Origin of the sequence: Bacillus sp. AR13-1 (assembly GCF_008042285.1) — a bacterium.
Lineage (GTDB): Bacteria > Bacillota > Bacilli > Bacillales > Bacillaceae_G > Bacillus_A > Bacillus_A mycoides.
In genome coordinates this window covers 1-21,174 of record NZ_QNUA01000033.1, presented here as the reverse complement: position 1 = coordinate 21,174, position 21,174 = coordinate 1, and the positions used below count along the sequence as shown (strand labels likewise).

At 34.0% G+C, this 21,174-nt stretch carries 16 protein-coding genes and 2 pseudogenes; 2 read left to right on the top strand and 16 right to left on the bottom strand.

From position 1 onward, the window contains the following. Nucleotides 1-2: 2 nt before the first annotated feature. The 14 genes and pseudogenes from DN408_RS21570 to DN408_RS21505 all read right to left on the bottom strand — a co-directional run bounded on the left by DN408_RS21570 (nucleotide 3) and on the right by DN408_RS21505 (nucleotide 13,889). A pseudogene (locus DN408_RS21570) lies at nucleotides 3-2,311 on the bottom strand (pLS20_p028 family conjugation system transmembrane protein). A 23-nt stretch (nucleotides 2,312-2,334) separates the two neighbouring features. Continuing rightward, nucleotides 2,335-2,544: a hypothetical protein gene (locus DN408_RS21565; protein ID WP_000338017.1), complete on the bottom strand. Its 210-nt coding sequence runs from the start codon at nucleotides 2,542-2,544 to the stop codon at nucleotides 2,335-2,337. 57 nt (nucleotides 2,545-2,601) lie between these two features. Beyond that, nucleotides 2,602-5,169 (bottom strand): VirD4-like conjugal transfer protein, CD1115 family, encoded by a 2,568-nt coding sequence (locus tag DN408_RS21560; protein ID WP_147740391.1) that lies wholly within the window; start codon nucleotides 5,167-5,169, stop codon nucleotides 2,602-2,604. 37 nt (nucleotides 5,170-5,206) lie between these two features. After that, complete coding sequence (locus DN408_RS21555; RefSeq protein WP_078178827.1) at nucleotides 5,207-5,668, bottom strand: hypothetical protein; 462 nt, start codon at nucleotides 5,666-5,668, stop codon at nucleotides 5,207-5,209. 169 nt (nucleotides 5,669-5,837) lie between these two features. Next, entirely contained in the window at nucleotides 5,838-6,782 is a 945-nt protein-coding gene (locus DN408_RS31760) for a hemagglutinin (protein ID WP_255449133.1), read from the bottom strand. Between the two features lie 15 nt (nucleotides 6,783-6,797). Then, nucleotides 6,798-7,883, bottom strand: coding sequence for a hypothetical protein (locus tag DN408_RS21545; protein WP_078178826.1), 1,086 nt, complete (start codon nucleotides 7,881-7,883; stop codon nucleotides 6,798-6,800). Nucleotides 7,884-7,987: 104 nt separating this feature from the next. Beyond that, the gene (locus tag DN408_RS21540) at nucleotides 7,988-8,296 is read right to left on the bottom strand and encodes a hypothetical protein (protein WP_078178825.1); all 309 of its coding nucleotides are present in this window, start codon (nucleotides 8,294-8,296) and stop codon (nucleotides 7,988-7,990) included. Between the two features lie 31 nt (nucleotides 8,297-8,327). Beyond that, complete coding sequence (locus tag DN408_RS21535; protein ID WP_001018798.1) at nucleotides 8,328-8,552, bottom strand: hypothetical protein; 225 nt, start codon at nucleotides 8,550-8,552, stop codon at nucleotides 8,328-8,330. A gap of 35 nt (nucleotides 8,553-8,587) precedes the next feature. Then, complete coding sequence (locus DN408_RS21530) at nucleotides 8,588-9,025, bottom strand: hypothetical protein (protein WP_078178824.1); 438 nt, start codon at nucleotides 9,023-9,025, stop codon at nucleotides 8,588-8,590. A 555-nt stretch (nucleotides 9,026-9,580) separates the two neighbouring features. Then, nucleotides 9,581-9,829, bottom strand: a complete 249-nt coding sequence (locus DN408_RS21525; protein WP_033728777.1) for a hypothetical protein — start codon at nucleotides 9,827-9,829, stop codon at nucleotides 9,581-9,583. A gap of 103 nt (nucleotides 9,830-9,932) precedes the next feature. Further along, entirely contained in the window at nucleotides 9,933-10,508 is a 576-nt protein-coding gene (locus tag DN408_RS21520; protein WP_078178823.1) for a TraM recognition domain-containing protein, read from the bottom strand. A gap of 37 nt (nucleotides 10,509-10,545) precedes the next feature. Then, nucleotides 10,546-11,073, bottom strand: coding sequence for a type IV secretory system conjugative DNA transfer family protein (locus tag DN408_RS21515; protein ID WP_233154297.1), 528 nt, complete (start codon nucleotides 11,071-11,073; stop codon nucleotides 10,546-10,548). Nucleotides 11,074-11,231: 158 nt separating this feature from the next. Then, nucleotides 11,232-13,526 (bottom strand): SpaA isopeptide-forming pilin-related protein, encoded by a 2,295-nt coding sequence (locus DN408_RS21510; protein ID WP_147740390.1) that lies wholly within the window; start codon nucleotides 13,524-13,526, stop codon nucleotides 11,232-11,234. A 153-nt stretch (nucleotides 13,527-13,679) separates the two neighbouring features. After that, complete coding sequence (locus tag DN408_RS21505; RefSeq protein ID WP_016105640.1) at nucleotides 13,680-13,889, bottom strand: helix-turn-helix transcriptional regulator; 210 nt, start codon at nucleotides 13,887-13,889, stop codon at nucleotides 13,680-13,682. A gap of 149 nt (nucleotides 13,890-14,038) precedes the next feature. On the opposite strand from DN408_RS21505, the gene DN408_RS21500 reads away from it, so the two are divergent. Next, a complete protein-coding gene (locus DN408_RS21500) occupies nucleotides 14,039-14,431 on the top strand; it encodes a helix-turn-helix domain-containing protein (RefSeq protein WP_016105639.1) in 393 nt (130 codons plus the stop codon). A 381-nt stretch (nucleotides 14,432-14,812) separates the two neighbouring features. On the opposite strand, the gene DN408_RS21495 is transcribed toward DN408_RS21500, so the two are convergent. Further along, nucleotides 14,813-15,943 carry an AimR family lysis-lysogeny pheromone receptor gene (locus DN408_RS21495; RefSeq protein ID WP_078178829.1) on the bottom strand — a complete coding sequence of 377 codons (1,131 nt, stop codon included), beginning with the start codon at nucleotides 15,941-15,943 and terminating at the stop codon, nucleotides 14,813-14,815. Between the two features lie 209 nt (nucleotides 15,944-16,152). Here DN408_RS21495 and DN408_RS21490 point away from each other — a divergent pair. Beyond that, a pseudogene (locus tag DN408_RS21490) lies at nucleotides 16,153-16,581 on the top strand (Replicase RepFR55); the annotation flags it as partial. Between the two features lie 1,653 nt (nucleotides 16,582-18,234). On the opposite strand, the gene DN408_RS21485 reads toward DN408_RS21490, so the two are convergent. After that, nucleotides 18,235-19,926, bottom strand: coding sequence for a hypothetical protein (locus DN408_RS21485; protein WP_002191653.1), 1,692 nt, complete (start codon nucleotides 19,924-19,926; stop codon nucleotides 18,235-18,237). Nucleotides 19,927-21,174 lie beyond the last annotated feature (1,248 nt).

Genomic DNA, 21,174 nt, shown 5'->3' with positions numbered 1-21,174 from the left:
GCTTATTTTTTATCTGTATTATTTTTATTTTTGCTCACAATATCTCTCCAACTTCTACCTGTATTTTGACCCATCTGATAAAAACGCTTTGTACTTTGTACCGTTTCAGTATTATTAATTCGTTCTTGCACTCCTTTTACTTTTTGTTTCATGGATGATGTCGTATTTTTAACTTTATCCGTTGTATATTGTCCTAATGTCCGTGTTTCATGACTACTACTTGCTGCAACTTCTTTATCACTTTCATAAGGAATAATTGGGCTACTATGTGTCACCGTTACGATGTCGGCTGATGCCGGGCTTCCTCCACTTGGCACTGATCTTGGTGTTTCCACTGGTGCCGGGCTACTTCCACTTGGCACTGATCTTGGTGTTTCCATTGGTGCCAGGCTTCCTCCACTTGGTACTGGTCTTGATGCTTCTACTGGTGCCGGGCTACTTCCACTTGGTACTGGTCTTGATGTTTCCACTGGTGCCGGGCTTCCTCCACTTGGTACTGGTCTTGATGCTTCTACTGCTGTAGGGCTACTTCCACTTGGTACTGGTCTTGATGTTTCCACTGGTGCCGGGCTACTTCCGCTTGGTGCTGGTCTTGATGTTTCTACTGGTGCCGGACTTCCTTCACTTGCTCCTTGTCTTACTGTTCCTGTTGTTGGTCTTTCACTTCCTTCTCTTGTTCCTTGTCTTACTGTTCCTGGTGTTTGACACTTGTTCCTTGTCTTACTCCTCCGGCTGTTGGATTTCCTTCACTTGCTCCATTTGCTTTTCCAGCTTCTTTCATTTCATCTTGAAGGCTTGTTGTTCCCGATTCTTGCCCATTTGCTACCCCAGGGTTTTCGTTCTCTCCTTTTTTCATATCTTCTTGAATAGATGGCGTACCACCATTCTTTTTATCTTCTTCCTTATTTAAGTTACCTTTTTCTTTTTCATTTTTTGCTAAATCATTTCCATTTGCTTTCTTCTGATCCGCTTTTTTCATTTGATCTTGCAAGGACTCTTTATTTTCAGACTCATTCCCTTTTTTCAAGCCACTTATAAGACCAGCCATGCCACCTGTTGCCATCGCTGCCGCACTTGCTGTTTTTGCTGCTGCAACACCAGTTCCTTCCGCTGCACCTTTCGCCCCTTTTCCAATCATATTTCCGAGACCCTTCATTGGTTTTGAATTTGCAAGAGCGCCAATTCCTTTACCAAGTGCGAAACCACCTGCTAACATGCCCCAACTGCTCTTTAATCCAATATCTATTCCAAATAGCCTTTCTACGACTGCCGGGCCATCTAGAACTGCCATACTAAATGCGGCTAATGCAATCAGATACGGTACACCATTTAATTTGTCATGGAGAAACGCCGTTCCCATTATATATAGCTTTAAAGATAGGAATATCATAATTGTTGCTATAAATATATTGAGGATATTGGATAACACGGCTTTTAACTTTTGACCATTCGCAACATCGGCTGGTGCTAATATGTTCGCTAACAAGTAGTTAAATGCCAATTCATAAAATAATCTAGCTAACTTAATACTTACTAATAACAACGTTAATCCTGTTATCAGTAAAGTAAAGAATATATTCCAGAAATTCCAATGCCAGCGATAATACTTTTCGGGAAAGAAATCAAACCATCCATCTTTTAATTCTGCTAAAGATGCGACTCCCATCCCATCCATTACCCTTTTATTTTTGAGGATATCTTGCCCACCTTCAGATAACTCCTTATCCTTTGCAAACTCAAAATCCGAATCTATTTTTTCTGTAATGTCTATCTGTCTAATATTTTTTTCTGGAATATGATTTTTCGGATTCATATCCTCTTTCTTTTTCCATCCATTTTGATCTATCACTGCAATATCTGTTATGTTTTTCTTAATAATTTCATCACTCAATGATCCTTTTTGTTCTGACTTTACAACTGCTATGGCATCATCGGTGAACTTATCGACCTTTGTCATACCAGTACTTAATAAACAAAGTACACTCAGTGTTACAAAAATATTGATGATAATTTGAGAACGGTTCATTTGTTTGTTCATAATGAACATGTAGCCAATATATAAAAACGATATGGCTAAAAGAACGACAAACAATGGATATAACATATCAACAAAATTTTGTATTTCTGGTGAATTAAAAAAACCTTTAATCCCCAGTATGGCATCTGTAACACCTTCTAAAGCATCTACAACTAAAGATAATCCTACAATTAGGAACCATCCTAGCCAACGCAATACATAATTCACGATGTCTCCTACTTGAAGATAATCCGAGAACGTTTCTAAAACCTTTAAAATCTCTTCATCTTTCACTATTTACCCTCCTCTCATGCTTGCTATTGCCCTAATACTTCTTTTGCTGTCCAATTCACTCTCTCATTCAGTCTGTCAATACGAATAATCAATTTCCCTTTTTGTTCCCGATCTACTGAAAGGAAAAGAACCGCATCTTCTAGACCAAGAATGACCTCATTTTCTTCTGTTACAAATGGCGAGTAACTATCTAAAATCAATTGCATTTTATCCGTTATTGTTGGTACACACATTCCCTCTTCCTCCTTTAGTTTGGATTCAAAAAAGCACTCAATCATTTGAGTGCTTTTCTAACTCGTCACCTGTTCTTTTTCTTCTAAATCACGCAAGATTCGATTAATCTTGTTTTCGACTGCTTGATAAACACTTTTGTCGATGTGGTCATTGTGAGCTAACATTTGAAATTCACTGTAAAACTCGCCCATTACTTGATTTTCAACTTCATCTATTGATTTACCTAACTGCGCTAAAAAGAACTTATCAACCAATTTTAAAACCGCTAAATCAGATTCAAAAAATTCATTAACCGTTTTTCCCTTCCAATTTTCAATGGAGAGGGTATCAAATGGGCTATCTTCCTGTTGAAACGCCTCTTCCGGAATATCTTCATCAATTCCCATCATTGTTGGTTGTTCTACTGGCTGCGGTGTCTCTACTGGTGACAAATCTTCCTGTTCTGGCTCTGATGGTTGTTTCTCCATTTGTTTTGCTTTTCTTTCTCCTAGAAAATCTATAATGAGTGTTTTCGGATTTACATCATCATGTAAGGAATCAATATCTATATCTAAAATAGATTTATCTGTATCGAACTCTACTCCTAAGTACTCCCATCTGTATTTTAAGGCTGTTTCCCCCCTATTATAAATCGGGCGAGGTCTGATCCGTTTTCTGTTATTATCCTGACGTTTTATGACACGAATAACGGCACTTTCTCCTTCTTTAAAATTCATAAGTTCATTTGCTGTTAACAGTGGGCGTTGATCTAGACCTTCCGTTTTATTTTTATCAGTAGAAAGACCTTTTCCACTTCGGGAAGGTAGGTTAATTGTCTGATTCCCTAGTTTTTTGGAAACTTTTTCGGCGGTTTCTTGATCGTTAGTTAGAATGTAAATTGTATTCCCACAGTTTCCATCAATCGTATCTGCATCCTCACCATACTTATTTTTTAATTGTGCATATGCCTGGATCACAAGATTAAAGCGAACATTTCTACCGAGACAAACCGTGATAATATTCGCCATTCCTTCAATACTCGGCATATTTCCAAACTCATCTAGGCAAAACACCACCTCACGGTGACATTTCCCTCCACGAGCGAGGGATGCACCCTTAGCCAATATAAAATAAAGCTGCCTTACAAAAATAGAAGCAATCACATGATTCGAAGAATCAAAGTCTGGTGTAATCATAAAAATAGCCACTGGTTTATCGAAATAATCCACTTTTGTTACTTCCATATCTTCATTTTCTTCTACTAATTTAAATTCTGTATGACCCGTTTTCCCATCTATTTTTGTAATAGAAATAGATGTTTTCGTTTGAGGATTTTCCTTTTCAATACATTGAATGGTATCTCCAACTTTTATTACTTGTTTAAAATCTAATGCAAAGCGTCCTGTAATATCTGCCTTGATAGACTCCTTTGAGCCATCTGGAAATACAATTTCCACTCGTTTTCTAGGTGTTACTTTTCCTTTTATCGTTTTTCCAAAACCGACACGTTTTAAATCCACACTATTCTTTGCTGTCATTTTAGCGATTTCATCAAATGTAAAAATAGATAAACCGTTCATTGTTTGTGTAAAAATACCACCTCTAGCTTGCCCTTTTGAGAAATTAGAAGTTGCATATTGCATTTTCGCAACACTGTCTGATGGCAAACTCTCAAAATATAAATCTAAAGCATTTTTAGGTGGTTCATCTGGATCTATAATAATTTCTTTCGAACCAAGTTCCGATAACATGTTAGCTACTGCATACATCGTTATCTTTTCTTCTGTTCCCTCCGTAATACATTTATCTGTTATAGCTAAGACCATGGCATTACATAAGCTCATAGCACAATCTTGCCAAAAAGGATCTTTAACAACTGGTTTATAATACAACGTGTGTGAAAGTGTTTTACATAATGACTGTGCCGTTGAATAATCCCCATCTTTATAGGCATCTTTGACGAGCTGCAACAAGTTATAACTCATAGAATCGAGCGGGCTTAACAAGTTCAGAACTTCAATGTGATACCCTCGTTTTTCCAACGTTTCTTTTGAGGCACTGAATAATTCACCCTTTGGATCGTTAAAAATTAAAGATGGTTTATGTTCCGCTCTGGAATAGACATCAATTGTAGGAAATACAAAGGTTTCTCCTTTACCAGAGCGTGTTGTACCAATAATTAAATTGTTTACCGGACTATCATCAATAAATACCTTGTCACCTAGCCGGGAGATAACAACACCGCCACCTTTAAATGATTCCTCTCGATCTGGTACAGCTCGATACTGTTTTTTCAACTCTTCAACTTCTGTAAAGCGACTAGACCCTTTCTGATGATTATTTAAATCTTTAAAAGAAGAGTTTAGTTTGTATACCGTTCTCACAATGGTTCCAATCACTACAAGGAAAACAAGCATGTAGTATATCGGATGCTCTACAATTGGCATCCGAAAAAGAAATCCTACCTCCATATGAAATGGTTTGGGGTGTAATAAATCACTCAATGTTGTTTCTATCAGCTCTAAAGATAAGTTAAGTAAAAAATTAGCGATTAAAAACATTCCAACAAACAAAAAAGCACTCAATGGAATGAGTACTTCTTTTTCAGCTAATTTATATTTGATTGGTATCTTTTCACTATACATATCAAAGCATCACCTCTGTTCAATATAGCCACACATATTACTTCTTTAAGCCAAAGCCCGAATCATAATTATATTTTTCATACTCTGTTATCTTATCGAAATCATTTGTTACATCTAAAGATATGATATATCCAAATTTCTTAGTAATTTGGGCATCTGATGGCATTTTTTGAAAACTTGCTATTACTTTTATATCGGAATCCTTCATTTGTTGAAGAAAGTATATAGAATCTTCCTGACATAAATAATTGGTTTCATCTACAATTACATATTCAAATTTTTTAGCTATATTTATCACATCTTCTGTAATTTTAAAATTCCTATACCCCTCATTCGATTCACAATCTAAATGTTGTAAAGTCACATGACCCTCTGTTTGCTTCTCTAATTCTTCGTCTTCGTATTCCCTCAGTGGATCTAACACTAAAACTTTTGATAAACTTAAAGCCATTTTCTTCAATTCCCTCGTTTTCCCTGTCCCTACTCGACCTACCACCATTAAACTTTTATCTAGATTTGAAATTTGTACTATTAATAAACATTGATATGACTCCTTTCAGTAAAAAGATTAGATTACATGTATTTTCAAATTAAAAAGGCACTCTTTTTATGAGTACCTTTTTGATAATATCAGTTGATTTTTTCTTTATTTACTCGCTACCATCTTTTCATTTTGTTTCAGAACTGGCTTTTCTTGATTCGTTGTTTTCTCTGGTTCTGTTGGCTTCTCTGGATCTGTTGGTTTTTCCGGTTCTGTTGGCTTCTCTGGATCTGTTGGTTTCTCTGGATCTGTTGGTTTCTCTGGATCTGTCGGTTTCTCTGGATCTCTTGGTTTGTTTGGTTCTCTTGGTTTGTTGGCTTTTCTGGATCTGTTGGTTTCTCTGGATCTGTTGGTTTCTTGTTGGTTTCTCTGGATTTGTTGGTTTCTCTGGATTTGTTGGTTTTTCCGGCTCTGTTGGTTTTTCCGGCTCTATTGGTTTTTCCGGCTCTATTGGTGGCTCTATAGGTGGTTTTGGTTTTTCTGTCCCTGTATTTTCCGTATTACCATTCTCACCCTCCGTTATAATTGGTGGGTTCACACTTGCATCTGGTTTCTTCTCTGATGGAAGAATATCTCCTATACTCGCTACTGAAGAATCAATATTTTGATCGCCAAATGCAAAATGATCTCCATTCACGCTGACTTGTGGCTTATTATCAGTAATAGCTGCAATCACATTATCCTTTGCTGTATCCTGAATTGATTTATCTTTCGTTGCTTTATCAAAGAGTGCTAGAACACGGGAAGTAGTTTCATCTCCGTTTTGAAGATTACTTACAATAGATTTCTCTTTAAAATTAATTTTCGATTTATCCAGTTCTTCGAGAACATAAGCAACTTCATTATCCTTACTTTGAATTGCATTCTCTGTAATTGCTTCGAAATCTTGTTTGTTCAGATCTTCTTTCTTTTCATCCGGCTTATTCTTATCTACTTTTTTTGTAATAGCTGATTTACTTTTTGATGATTCCTTACTCCCAAACCAACTGCAACCTGTCGTACTTAATATCAATGAACCACCAAGAAAAACAATTCCCATTTTTTTGTACAGATTCTCATAATTTAAAGGCATGTTATTCTCTCCCCCTTAGATGTTCTGTAGATCTTTATCAATTTTTTCAATCTTAGCTTTCTTTTCCTCTTCACTTATCGTAGATTGTTGAATATCTCGTTTCTCTAATTCTTTGACCTCTTTCATTACGTTTTTATTTCCTTGCGTTTTGGCAAAAGAATAACAATCTTCATATTTTTTTAGATTTACAAAAGCTTCAACAATGAGTTTTTCTCGTCTACCGTCCATATTGACTTTCCCCTTAAGCTTAATTACCTCCTCATATTTTTTATTAAGCGCTGCCTTTTCAAAGTCGATTACATCATTTTTGACATCAATTTCATTGATTTTATTCATGTTGTCTATCCCAATAAAATAAGCAACCACACTTTCTGCAAATTTCGGCTCATATTGTAATGCCTTATTTGCCTTTCCATTTAATAAATAAGTAAATAAAACTGCCTTCTGACTATCTTTATCTAATTCTGTGTAATTGACCTTATCGAAGTATTTAACGGCTTCTCCATACTGTTGAATAGCTGCCTGTTGTAATCCTTTTACTACATATTGTTCAGAACCAGCATTTGCACTCGAAACTGGCTCGGAAGAGAATAACTTAAAGGCAAATATGGCACCAGCCCCAATTAACACCACGCTTCCTATGACACTCGCAATGATCTTAAATCCTTTTCTATTTTCCTTTCCAGGCTTTACTTGTGGCTCTATTTCATTCGATGGACTATAAGAGGGTTCTTCCTTCCTTACTGGTAATTCTTCTTGATATTCATATTCTTCATGAAAAGGAGAATCATTGATTTCCCTTTCTAACGTTTCTAACAGCTCCTTTTTTTGTTCCTCTTGTTCTGGATCTAATTGCATCACATTCATTTTTTTAGAAATGTGATCAAAAATGTGATCTGCATATCTCGAACCAAGCGATAACGTACCGTTATAAATTTCATTAGAATGACCATCTAACAAATCGAAATCAATATGTTCTTGCCGCCCTGCCTCTCTATAAACTCGTTCTAATCGCTTAGTTAAGATATAAGCTTCATGAAACGAATATTGCTTACCCGACTCAATTTCTGTTCCATTGCTACTCTTAAAAATGACAAACATGGCTTCTCCTTTCTCACATCTACTTTAAATTCCAATGAAAAAAGGCAACAAAAAAAGCCATACCCTTTGCATAGCCTCCTCATTGCCTTATTTATATTTTTTCACTATTTCATCCAGAGAAACGGGAATAAGATTTGACCAAATTTAATATTACTCGTTACGCTCTCTGATAAGTACATGCATCCCATTACGATAACGAGTCCGGCTGCCCCACCAATAAACCACCAAACACATTTATGTCTTCCTCGTTCACCACCCCAAATTAAAAGATAAGCGCCCAAGCAAAATACAATAGCTGTACTAACCTGTGCTCCTCTTTGCATCCATGTAATAAATGAAACCCCTGTATTAACTAGGCCATCCATCGCATCACCTAACACTAACATTTGAGCTACTGTTTCCAACATTGACATATACATTCACTCCCTTTTCATTTTTAAATGCTTATACATTACTAAGCTGACTTGATTCATTCGCCTTGCTGTCTTCCTTTACTTCTGTTGATGTTGCTTTATAAGCCTGTAAAGCTTTCATTACTAAATCTTGATTTTCTTCAATGTATTTCTGATGATGTAAATGAAGCCAATGGTTATAATCCTGACCATTGGCTCTTAATAGGTTTGCTACCATATCTTTTTCTTTTTTTAATTCTCTCTGTGTAATCGCCACTATATCACCACCTTTCAATGATTATGTGATTACTTCTAATATTGTTCTTTGCAATTTTGAATAAAGAACCCCACTTCTTTTTCAAATTCAGATGGTTTAATTTTTTCAAACTTAATTGCTTTCTTCAACTCTCCTTTTTCATAGTAGGCAAGGGTATCACGTTTTTGTGACAAACCAAAGTCGTGCTGATTACTTGTTCTTGGTACATCTTCTCTACCTCCAAATAATTCTTTCACCTGGACGTTGTTTTGTTTTGCTAATTTTCCAACATTAAAGAGGATATCTTCTCTTGTTTTTTTATCATTATTCAACATAACAAAACCAGTACCATCCTCACTCATGAACTTCTTCATTTCTAACGGACTAAGTTCCATTACTTCCCCTTTTCCCGAACTAAAGACAAATGTTGAACCAATACCAATTGCAATTAACAGTCCAACAACAGCGGAAATGATCCACCCTTTACGACTCATGCATGTTCCTCCCTATGTCATATTTTTATAAGCGATTTTGAAGTGTGATGAGACACGTTTAAACTTCAACATCTGTCTTTATTTTATAACATTTATAGGAAATCGGGATAGAAAATGGAAATATCATTTATGGCTGGAATGACGAACCCTGTATTGGCATGCGTATAGAAACTAACCCCGACCTAGCTTCTATATGCCCAATACCGCACTACGTATTTTGGCATGAACGTAGAACCTTATGTATCTACTGTTTGTATGGTTCATCGCTTCTTCAGAATGTCAAAATGGGATATTCCTCACGATCACTAGCGCAAACAGATTTTTGATACAATGCATTTTCCATTGGTCACAGATGAGTTTTACGTTCTTACTCACCCAACGATAATCGTATACCTAACCCCTCTAGTGACCTTTTGAGGGGAGGCACGCATATATATTGTATATTTCACCTTTCTACATCATTACTGAAAGGAAGAGATACACAATATATATCTAAATTGTCAAAGAACAACTTACTTTGTGCTATGTTCTCAGCACACTTCAAAATCGCTTTTTTTATTTACATTTTTGTTTGACAGCTACTAGTTCCGCTTGTTTATGTTTCCGTTTGGCAATTAAATTTTGATGTTCATCCCTCACCGAACGAACTTGATAATAAATTTGAGCTACATTTTCAATGCTTCCTGTGCTATTTTCAATTGCAATGGTTCCTTTCAGTTCGTATGTTTTTCCATCAAAAGTTTTGACACTATGAGCTTGTGATGCGGCAATATCATAGAATGTGAGCCTTTGTTCTTTTCCCATATGAACGCCTCCTATTTTTGATAAAGAAGGGAGAAAAGCGCTTCTCCCTTGTATAGTTTTCTAGCCATCTAGATAGGATGAAATAGTGAACGAGTGCTTCATATCATGCTAGGATTGTTGTGTTATACGAGGTTATGATGCGTTGCGCTGCTTCTTTTCCGTATATGTGTTGTAATGCGGATTGAGATTCAACTACGATTGAATGCTGGATGTGGTATGTTGCGCTTTCTTTCAAAAACTGCTCCATATGAGGGATCGGGTACAAATCATATTGATGAAATACCAGGTGAATTGGTCTTATATTCTTGCATTCTGTTAGATACTGAAGAAAATTTGACAATGCTTCTCCTCTCTCTTGATACGTACTTGTTTCCGTTTCTACACTAATGTACACAACAGAGTTTTGTTTTACATCCATTTGTAGCGTTTCATAACCAGTTAATAAATCATGTTTAATTATGTGATACCCCTGTTTTCGTTTTTCGTGATGAGTATCTTCATAAAAGATACCTTTTGGATCAAAAATGAAAATAAAATCGTTGGCGTTTTCTTTCACACCTTCTATGACCGTTTTATAAGCTCCAAAACGAGCTTTTATCACCCCTGCAACCTTTTCCCCTTCATTCAATTCTTTCAACGCTCTAATCACCTTTGTATACTCCTTAGCTACGCCTAACATGCGTTGCACTCCTTCCTATTTCATTTTCCGCTTATGACTAGTACTGAAACCAAAAATACTCTCTCTGTTTTTCTAACTTCTCATGTCGTTCTTGCTGCTCATCTAAAATTCGTAAAAGTGTATTGATTGTGCATTGCCTTGTTTCTTTTACTGATAAGGCTAATACGCTAAATATTTGATAGGCTGGATGATTTTTCTTCAATAACTCACTTAACTCCAAAAGATAGTTATCATTTTCTTTTGCTTGTTGTACAAATTTCCTAACCTTTTCTAAATCTAGATAGTACAAATCTCCATGCCGTTGATTTAAGTACAAGATACTTCCTGCCAATAATTTTGTAGCGGATTCTATCCAGAAATCATAACGTTCTTTCGGCTTGATTACAGTTTGAGCGATAGAAATAGCTTGCATGAGTTCTTTAGAAAGCCAATCACCTTTACGATGATTCGTTCCTTTTCCAGGTTTCCCTAAAACCAATAGATTTTTTTCCTTTTCATATATATTCTTTATATCCAATGGATTAATAGGGCTTTGTTTAACATTACCGATGTAGATTCCTGACATTTCATTCCATCTCCCTCTCGGTTACTTATATCTTGCTCCCTATCCAAAAAATAACTGTCCAAATGAGGATCACGAGTATACATGCATTTCGAAATCCAATAGCAAAGCCTAACGGATTTTCATCTACTTAACTAAAATGAGCTTCATATTCTTTCATATCATGATTGAGCTTTCTTACGGTTTCTTACTGCAAATACAGCTCCAATTGAGCCAAGTACGACACATGCAAGACCGATCCATTTTATGTATGGATTTTCGGCTTTACCGCCTGTTGTCGGAAGATACGTTTCGATTTTCTTTTGTGTTTGTTCTAGTTGTGGTTTCATAACAATCTGTTGTGGTTTCTCTAGTTGTGGAATGACAGGTTTTTCGGTTACTTTTGGTTGTTCCGGTACCTGCGGTTGTGGTGCTTCTGGTTGCTCTGGCTTTTGTGGTATTTCTGGTTTTTGTGGTTTTTGTGGTTGTTCTGGTTGTTCTGGTTTTGGTGTCTCTGGTGTAGGTGGTGTCGGTTTCTTCTGATCCTTCACTGTGTGCTTAATAATTTGACCATTCTCTTTAATTTCAAAAGAAAATATTTCTTCATTCAGTAAATAGCCGTCTGGTGCGAATGTTTCTTTATACGTGTACTTTCCATATGGAAGCTTGAATTTTGCAATACCATTTTCATCCGTTTTTCCTTTTGCAACTTCTTTTCCTTGCTCGTTAAAGATAGTAAATTCAGCGTTTGAAAGTTTATTGTTGCCATCCGCAATATCTACCTTACTAATCTCCAACTCTCCTATGATTCGCTTATTTTGCGCTGTTAGCATGACTGTCTTTCCTTGTTCCGAGATACTAAAAGGAATAAGTTCTTTGCTTAACACATAGCCAATTGGTGCTTGCTTCTCAACAAATGAATATGCTCCAAATGGTAAGTCTTTCACTTCAATTAAGCCGTTTTTATCACTTTTGTGTTCACTAATTTTCTTCCCTTTACTATCTTGAAGAACGAACACCGCACCTTCTAATTTTCCACCTGGATTCTCTCCATCTAATTTTATAAGTAGCACATTTCCTTTTACTTCTTTATTTTCGACTGTGAAAGCTAGCGTTTTTCCTTGTTCTTTAATCTCAAATGGATATTTTGTTTGATTAAGAAAGTATCCTTCTACCCCTTTTGTCTCAACAAAATAATACTTTCCATACGGAAGATCCTTCACTTGTGCAATCCCTTGCTCGTTTGTAGTTGCTTTTGTGATTTCTTTTCCCTCTGCTGTATACACTGTGAACTCTACTTTTGGAAGTATTTTTCCGCTGTCACTTAATTTCTTAATCTCCATGTTTCCTTTTACCTTCGTATTTTGTACTGTAATTGTTGCAACCTCACCTGTTTTCACTTCAATCTGTTGTGGCTGCCCATTCATTACATAGCCAGTAGGTGATTTTACCTCTTTAAGAGTATAAGTTCCGATTTCTAAACCAGAAAGGCTTGCTGAACCTTGCTCATTTGTAGTCATTGTGCCTACTTTTTGATTAGCACTGTTCATGACTTCAAATACTGCACCTTGTAGCAATTCTTTTTGTTCTCCCACTTTTACAGCTTTCAATCCACCAAGAGATTTCCAGTTTACTTGTAAATCGGCACTCACTTTTTCCTCATTTTTTTCTAAAAGGACTGTTGCATCTTGGACTTTATCAGTTCCTTGATAAGCGACTGCCTGCAAATTAGAAAGATTAGATGTTACTTTTAAGGAAAAGTTACCTGTTTGAGAGGATTTCGGTATTAGAATACGGAATTGTTCTCCTAAATTGAATTGTTGTTTCGCTTCACCTTTTGTAGAAACAACTTTCGTTCCATTCGGTGCATTAGCTAGTTGAACTGTAAATACACCGTTCTTAGCGTTACTTTCAATTTGATACACTGTCGTTTCAAAGTACTCACCGTTTAACTTTGCTTCTTGATTGTCTGTTGGTGTTACATTCATGTACAGGTCTTGTGTTTCCTGGCTTGCATTCGCACCACCAATAATAGCTTTTACAGCTTTCGCAACATTTCCATTACGATGCTGAACTTCATTAATGTCAATTTGACCCAACGCTGCCCAAACACTAAGCTGTGTCGCATAATGCGCTTCTTTCCAGTTAGAAACACCTAATTCTTCTGGACTCTTTTGTGGATATCCATTTAGAAGAACCCGATACACAACATCAACTGTACGCCCCATTTCCGGAAGATCATTACCGTTAGGACTTAATTTTCCATACGTTAAGCAATACGCAATTTGCCCATTCGTATTCTTCAGCAACTCTGTCCGTAGGTTTTTCCCATACATGGGACTAAAACTCCAATCCATTTCGTACTTCTCACGATTGATAACTTCAGCACTTGCCTTAGTAAGTGGAAATACAAAACTTAAGACAATTAGAAGCATACTCATGACAATGAGTAACGTTTGATACGATCGTTTCAACATACTAACAGCTCCCTCAAATGATATGCAGTTTTCAAAGAACGAATTAAATCAGAATTTTCTGATTTAATAACTTAAAAATAACAATAAAATTATAGCTTTTCTTCATTGTTCATTTACAATATAAGAGTATAATTGTTTATCATAAAAGATGTATCATTCTAATTTTGCTCGATAATACGTAGCAAAAAAGAATTTTTCGATTGGTTCATTGAATAGATCAGCAAGAACTCTGGCTCGTTTTTCGATTAATCCTTTCTTTCCGGTTTCAATGTTATATAGCGTTTTAACTGGAATGTTAGAAGCCTGCGAAACTTCTTGAATTGTGAGCCCTCTTGCTTCTCTGACATTACGTAATACAGACAATTTTTCACCCCCTTACATACATTCTATTCTCCTTAAAGGAGAACGTCAATCCCTTAAGGAAACTTTTTTATCCCTATGGTGAATTTTTCCATCAAAGAGGTCTCAAGTTATCCATTAAGTAAACAAAAAAACAAATTGGAGTGAAGTAAATGATACAGAATTATTTCGGAGAAAACGTCAGAATCCTAAGAACACTAAAAGGATTAAGTATGAAGGAACTTGGAGAAGTATTAGGAGTCGCAAGTAGTACTATTTCTAACTGGGAAAACAATAGAAAAGAACCCAACTTCGAAACACTTCAAAAAATCTCCATTTACTTTAATGTAAGTACTGACCGGCTCCTAAATCATAAAATTGGTGATAGCGAAGTGCTTACAACAGAAGAACGAAAAATTGTAGTGGAACGTTTAGCCCAAGATTTATACGAAAGCTATAAAGGTATTCCAGACAAAGATAAACCATTATTAGAAAATGAGTTAATTGAGTATGCAAAATATTTAACTCATAGAATTGAAACTAAAAATAAACTGAAAAACAGCTAGAATGTATTATTCTTCTTGAAAGTTCCCAATTAAAAGCAATAATTCACGGTAAGTTTCTAAAATTTGATTATCCTTATCAATCATTTCATTAAACCAATCTTGATTAAGACTCATTTGGTAACCCTCCCGTATTTTATATGAATATATATGTATTTTTGTAAATATGGCACGAAATTTTTTTGTCATTAAATAATAAACCACTATTAAAAAGTACGAAAGACGCTACTAATAAGTAGCGTCTCTTTCACTTTATTGGCTCAACCCCCACCGGGATCGACCATCATATGCATAATATATTTACTTGTCTGTTGTGACTCTGTTATTTCTGGTTGAAAAAACGATGTCAATATCATTACAGTATATAATGTAACGATAAAAAATTTATTCACTTGACTTCACCTCTTCTTTTAATAGCTCCTTTTTGACATATTGCGAGTAAAAAATGTTACCTGTCAATTCGAAAGATTCTAAAGATTTCTTTAATCCTATTATGTCATTATTCACTTTAGAAAATGAATACCGCTGAAAAGAAGTGAATTTTTTCCCGTCTTTCCTCAATCCCTCGTATAATTTAATACCCTTTTCTCTATCTCCATACATACATTCATAAAATGCTAATTCAGATTTATGGATAAGATTAAACTCTATTTTATCTAAATTAATCCCGTTTTCTATATACAAATGTGCTAAAGTGGTATGGAATGCAAGATACTTTTGTGCCTTTTGTGGAACTTGAACCTTCTCACATACAGAGATGGCTTTTTTTATATATTTTTCAGCTGTATCAGGACATTCAAAGATAAAACTCTCACCTAAACAGCACCAGGCTGTTGCTTTAATTATAGAAATATCCATTTCAGAATCTAGAATTTCATAACATGTATTTCGGCATCTATCTAGATCGTTTCTCATTAAATATATATATGCGAGTCTTTCTTTATATTTCATTTGTAAACACTGTTTTATATAATCTTGTTTGACTTCCTTTAAGTTTGCTTTTGTTCTGTCTGCATATGGGATAACAGCATTGTAATTTTGCTTATCATACATAGCTTCCATATATAAAATATTTAGTGCTGCTTGGCATTCAGCATCCGATGAAAAGTCTTTTTCATACATTTCATCAAGAAGTTGTTGCCCCCTTGCCACGTTTTGATTCCTTTTATTTTGAATCTTATACACCGTTATATATTTCTTTAGTCCTTTTGTATCAGCATATTTTTCTATAATCTGCTTTATTAGATCGTATTCTCCCATAGCCTGACAATAGCATAATGCTTTTCTCACATTTAATGGACTTTTGCATAGAAGAATATATTCATTAATTATTTCCCTTTGTTCTCCAGGACTATTACAAATGTACTGAACTAAATTTAAAAATACTTCAAATTTAAACTCTTCAGTTTTGCATTGAAGTCCATTATCAATGGTTGTTTTACTTGTTCCAATATCCCTTGCAAGTTGTCTACTGCTAATCTTTTTATCTTCTTTAATTTTCGACAACTTTTTCATTAAATTCTCCATGTGATGCCTCCTTCCAAACACAAGACACATTACCCAATATAAGTTCAGAGAAACATTCTAATTTATAGTGCACTATTTTGTTAAATTCTTGGAGGCTAAGTAATTTTTTGCTATTGGGCAATCAACACTTTGATAAAACAACATATCCAAAGTAATGAAAATTTGTCTTTTCAATATATTATAAACTTAATGTTACTTCCTATTCTATAGACCTTTTCAGCATAGAAAAGCAAGTCAAACCAAATTCAAGTATTGAATCAAAAGAAGATAATAACAGATTACATGACTTAAACGATTACTTAAGTGATGATCAGAAAAAAGCATATTATTACATTTTGAGTCAAGAACTAACATATCTTTCCGAAAATGATGCGTATATTATTGCTTTAAGACTGCCACCTGATATCGATCGCTACACAAGATGGGATATTGAAGAATGCGTGCAATGGTTTCAATTTAATAAAGCTGAAATCAGCAATCCTGCGCATTTCATAAAGATGTTTAATCAAAAATCTAAACAGAATCAAGAACGTAGAAAACGTAATACCCAAAGGACAAGCTCGCTTTTGGGTGCAAATAATAATCGTAAGTTTATTTTCTTTAACTTTTTAGAAGAGAACAGCTAAATTTTTAAAAAAATCCAATGACAAATAGCCTTGCTCAAAATAATCATATACAGCAAGGTTATTTGTCATGTCCTCTTATAGTTTTCTAGAATCTTAGTATTTTTCAACACAAAAATCTTCAATAGCCGTACTCGTTTTCTGTGAACTGTTATCAGTTTCCAGGTAACTCTACTATAGAAATTACACTTAATAGATACTGAATATTCATTTATTTACCAATGGATTAACTTTGAAATTTACTAAGCTTAAATCTTCAATAGCTTGCTGCAGTAAGTATGAAAGATCAAAAATTAATTCTAATGTTTTTACTTATTTTAATTTCTAAAACAGGATTTATTAAATATAGTATTCTATATTTTTTGTCATTTCTTTAGAAAGATTGGCATATTTTCAATATACAAAGGGAATCTTGTAAACTTCAAATGGTTTCCATAATTTTTATAATTTAATTTTGGATGCTTCTGATACAAAATTAAATTATAAAAACATAGAGTAGAAATTTTTTCTACATTTCTAGCTTATGAAGCTAAACCAAACACTGTATAAATAAAGTGTTTTTGATCTTAGACAGACTTGTTCGACAAAATAAGTTTTCTTTTTACTCTAATATAGGTTTTATCGACTCCTCATGAGTTGTTTGTTCATTTAAGATGATATTGTATTGTCTCTTCTAATTAAGACCTATATGGATAAACTCAGCGTATAATTGTTGTCTGAGCAATTAATACATCTCTTCCCTTTAGTTCATACTGATAATGCTTCTATTTGAACTAATTTTCCTTTTCATACTGATTACACATCTTTTATAAAATAATCCTATCAGTAACTTCAAGTATTTAAATTTATTTTTACTTAGTGAAAGACTATTACCTTTTAGATAATCAAGAGATGCGCATTTTTCGGATAGTACGTTAAAACCTAATATAATATATATCTTTTATATAAAAAGAATATAAAGATAAAACTATTATACTTATGAAAAATGGCTTACAAACTCAGTAATAACAGTGTCTGCAAAGTTATAGAACCATAAAAAATCGAAAAAAACACTTATTGGAAATGTATTTATTGCGTTTTACGTCGCTCTAAATATACAAAATATCATAAAGTTGAATTACTTACCCTACATATAATCAGCATCATTTTGATGCGTAAAAGTGTATATAAGATTAATGGTAGTCTAGCTTAAGTTAATAACATGATTTCCACATACGCTATAAAATAACCCACATTTTATTAACATTTAGAAGTAAGTTATAGATATAATTCAGTAAATCAACATTATTAACAAAAAACATTCTGATTTTAAGTAGATTTATATATAAAACGTTTATAAATAAAGCTTTGAGCTATTTTATTGTACACATTCGGACAATATTATTAAGATATCCACTGAATTAATATATATATTTACGATTTTTAGTAGATTAAATGCCAGAAAGAGAACGAATGTTCAGAAAAAAGTAAAGTGAAATTGTGAATTACTGATTATATTTTAGGAATTTTGTATAGAAGTGTATAAAAAAAGAGAGGTATTCTAACTCAAATTTAAGAATCTCTCTCTTTTATGTTTGGATAGTACGAATATAATTTCTAATTTCAACACGAATAGCCCTCCGTCTTTGATTTTTCAAAAAAGGAGAGCATGTAATTTTACATTGCAGGAAGCAGCTGATCTACCGTGCATGGTGTTTCACTATTTTTACGGTAATAAGCTTCTAAGGAATGAAGAAAATCGATTAAATTAAAGTCTTTAGGAACTTCAATTACGCGGATTTTTTCCTTAGGCAATCTATCTATTTTTTCAATGAACAGTTCGCGAATATCACTTGGAATATGATGTTCTTTATGGCCATGAGATTTTAATAATTCACGAATTTTAATTTCTAATGCAATATATGCGTTAACATTTACGCCTTGCTCAAAAGCATACTTCCTAAATAGTGTTTCTTCTTGATACTGCATATAATTACGATGGTATGCTTCTTCAGTCACAGGAACCGCATATGTAGCATGAAGAAGGTCATGCGCTTTACAGAATAACTTCTTAACATTTTGTAATGAATATATAGCGAAGTGAGTACCAAATTTAAATACCGCATCTTCTTGTTTCTCTCTCGGCACATTATGTGTAATCAGAGAATAAATACCTGTTTTAGCAGCTGTATCTAATACGCGATATTGAGAAGACTGCTTTAATAATTTGCTTAGTGTATAAACAAGATTTTTAGGGAAACCCTCTTGTCTATCAATCATTTCGCGTAATCCACGAATCACTTGGCGGATTTGACGATGACAGGAATGTTTTAAGACATTTACAAATTGGTTTATATCTTTTGTAAATTCTGCAATATTCATTTCAACTAATGATTCTTCAATGAACTTAGCTTTACGTTTATATGTAAGTCTTGGTGTAAATGGATCGCGATACTCTTCCCCTATTTCCTTATTACACAGGAAATCAGGGTGTACAGATAAATGCAGTGTTGTATACTGCTTTTTATTCTTTTTCCCTTTTTCTAATTTGCAAATTTTAAACAAAGAAGATCCAGTAGCAGTTGATTTAGTTGTTAATTCAGCCATTACAGAACGTATCTGATGTGGGTATTTCTTATGTAAGAAGCGATACATACCGCCAAAATGAGTCTGTTGTCCTTGTTCATCAAATTTGTATAGTGAACGTTTCAAAGTAGTTTCTCGTTTTTGCTGCATTGCGATATCAATAAATAGCTTTTTAGCAGCAATGGATAAATCGAAGAACTCTTTTGTAAATACAATTGGGCTGATAAACGTGTAAGGATTCGCTTTATTCGTTTCCTTGTTCATAAAATCAGTTAATGTAATTTTATATTTACCACTGTATTCATTCTCAATTTCAATGATGTTGTGTAAGCTAAGCTTTTTCAACGCAACATAGAATTGCGAATGATGAATATGTGCAAATACTTCTTTATAGTTTTTGTAGTCCTCCCAAAGCATGTGAATGGAAACATGAGAAAGTTCACCATAGGTATTACATTTTTTATGTAGAAATAGAAATACTTCTAGATCTGCATTAGTAATACCATATAGCTTATGCTTTCTACCATTTGCTTTAGTGAAGAGATTTTTCATTTGAAGTGAAAAAGATGGTTTGGCTTTTTCAACAAACCCTTCTTCATCTGCAATTCGTTCCTCGTAAGACATTGAATTTACGATATCTTCTAGATATGTATCTTTAAAGCTATAGTATTTGCCTTCTAAAGCTTCCACTAATTTTTGCCATGCTTTAATTGTTACTAATACTGGAGTTGTTGTTTCACCATTTAAACTACGTTTGTTCTTTATAACGAAAGGTTTAGCCATCTTTTTCACCTCCTCTTATTATGAGTTTCAGTTTTTACCTAAATAGGATATAAAAATTCAATTTTGATTATATCAAATCGAATCTTGGTGAAATGTGTCTCTTTAAGAGGAAAATCAAAAATGTGAAACGCAGCCTCAGCCTTAGAGGCACAAGGGATTCAACGTTTCACAAAAAAAATCTTTTGGCCACCATAAAGCTATAAGGTATTTTGAATATGAAACGTATCTGAAATGAATGAAACAGCACATAAACCTTGATATGATAGGTTTTTTAGTACTTTTGTCTAAAAGTTGTTGCCATCATATAGCTATAACGTTTCATATTTTGAAATGACTAAATAATGTGTAGAATTCATTCATAAATGTTGTGGTATAGCGTTTTCATGTTAATTTACGTCAAGGGACTATTGCCATCATATAGCTATATACGTTTCATGTTTTTTTTAGATTGTTGCCATCATAAAGCTATGGCGTTTCATGTTTGAAATCAATGTTTCATTGCGCTTGAAATGTACCTAAACCCTTGTTACATATGGATTCATAGGTTTTTTTAAAAAAAATGTTGTTGCCATCATATAGCTATAGCATTTCATTGGGATTTTTTAGTTTTTTTAAAGAATGGCTTTATATCAATGTTTAGCACTAATTTAAATAAAAAATTTTTTTTTTTATATGAACAGATTTTAGTGCGTTTATGTTTCAGATTTAAAGAGTTGTTGCCACCATATAGCTATAACGTTTCAAGTTTTTAATAGTAACTGCCACAATGTAGCTATGATGTTTCATAAAAGTAAAGGTATTCGTGCCGATATATGGAATAACGTTAATTCTTGTTAAATGAAATCCAAAAATTCATTGGTATTTCTTGTTCAGAATATACTTGCCATCATAAAGCTAAAGCGTTTCAAGTCTTTAATAGTACTTGCCACAATGTAGCTAAGGGGTTTCATAAAAGTAGAGGTATTCGTGCGGATATATAGAATAACGTTAATTCTTGTTAAATGAAATCCAAAAATTCATTGGTATTTCTTGTTCAGAATATACTTGCCATCATAAAGCTAAAGCGTTTCAAGTCTTCAATAGTACTTGCCACAATGTAGCTAAGGGGTTTCATAAAAGAGAGGCATTCGTGCTGATATATGGAATAACGTTAATTCTTGTTAAATGAAATCCAAAAATTCATTGGTATTTCTTGTTCAGGATATACTTGCCATCATAAAGCTAAAGCGTTTCAAGTTTTCAATAGTA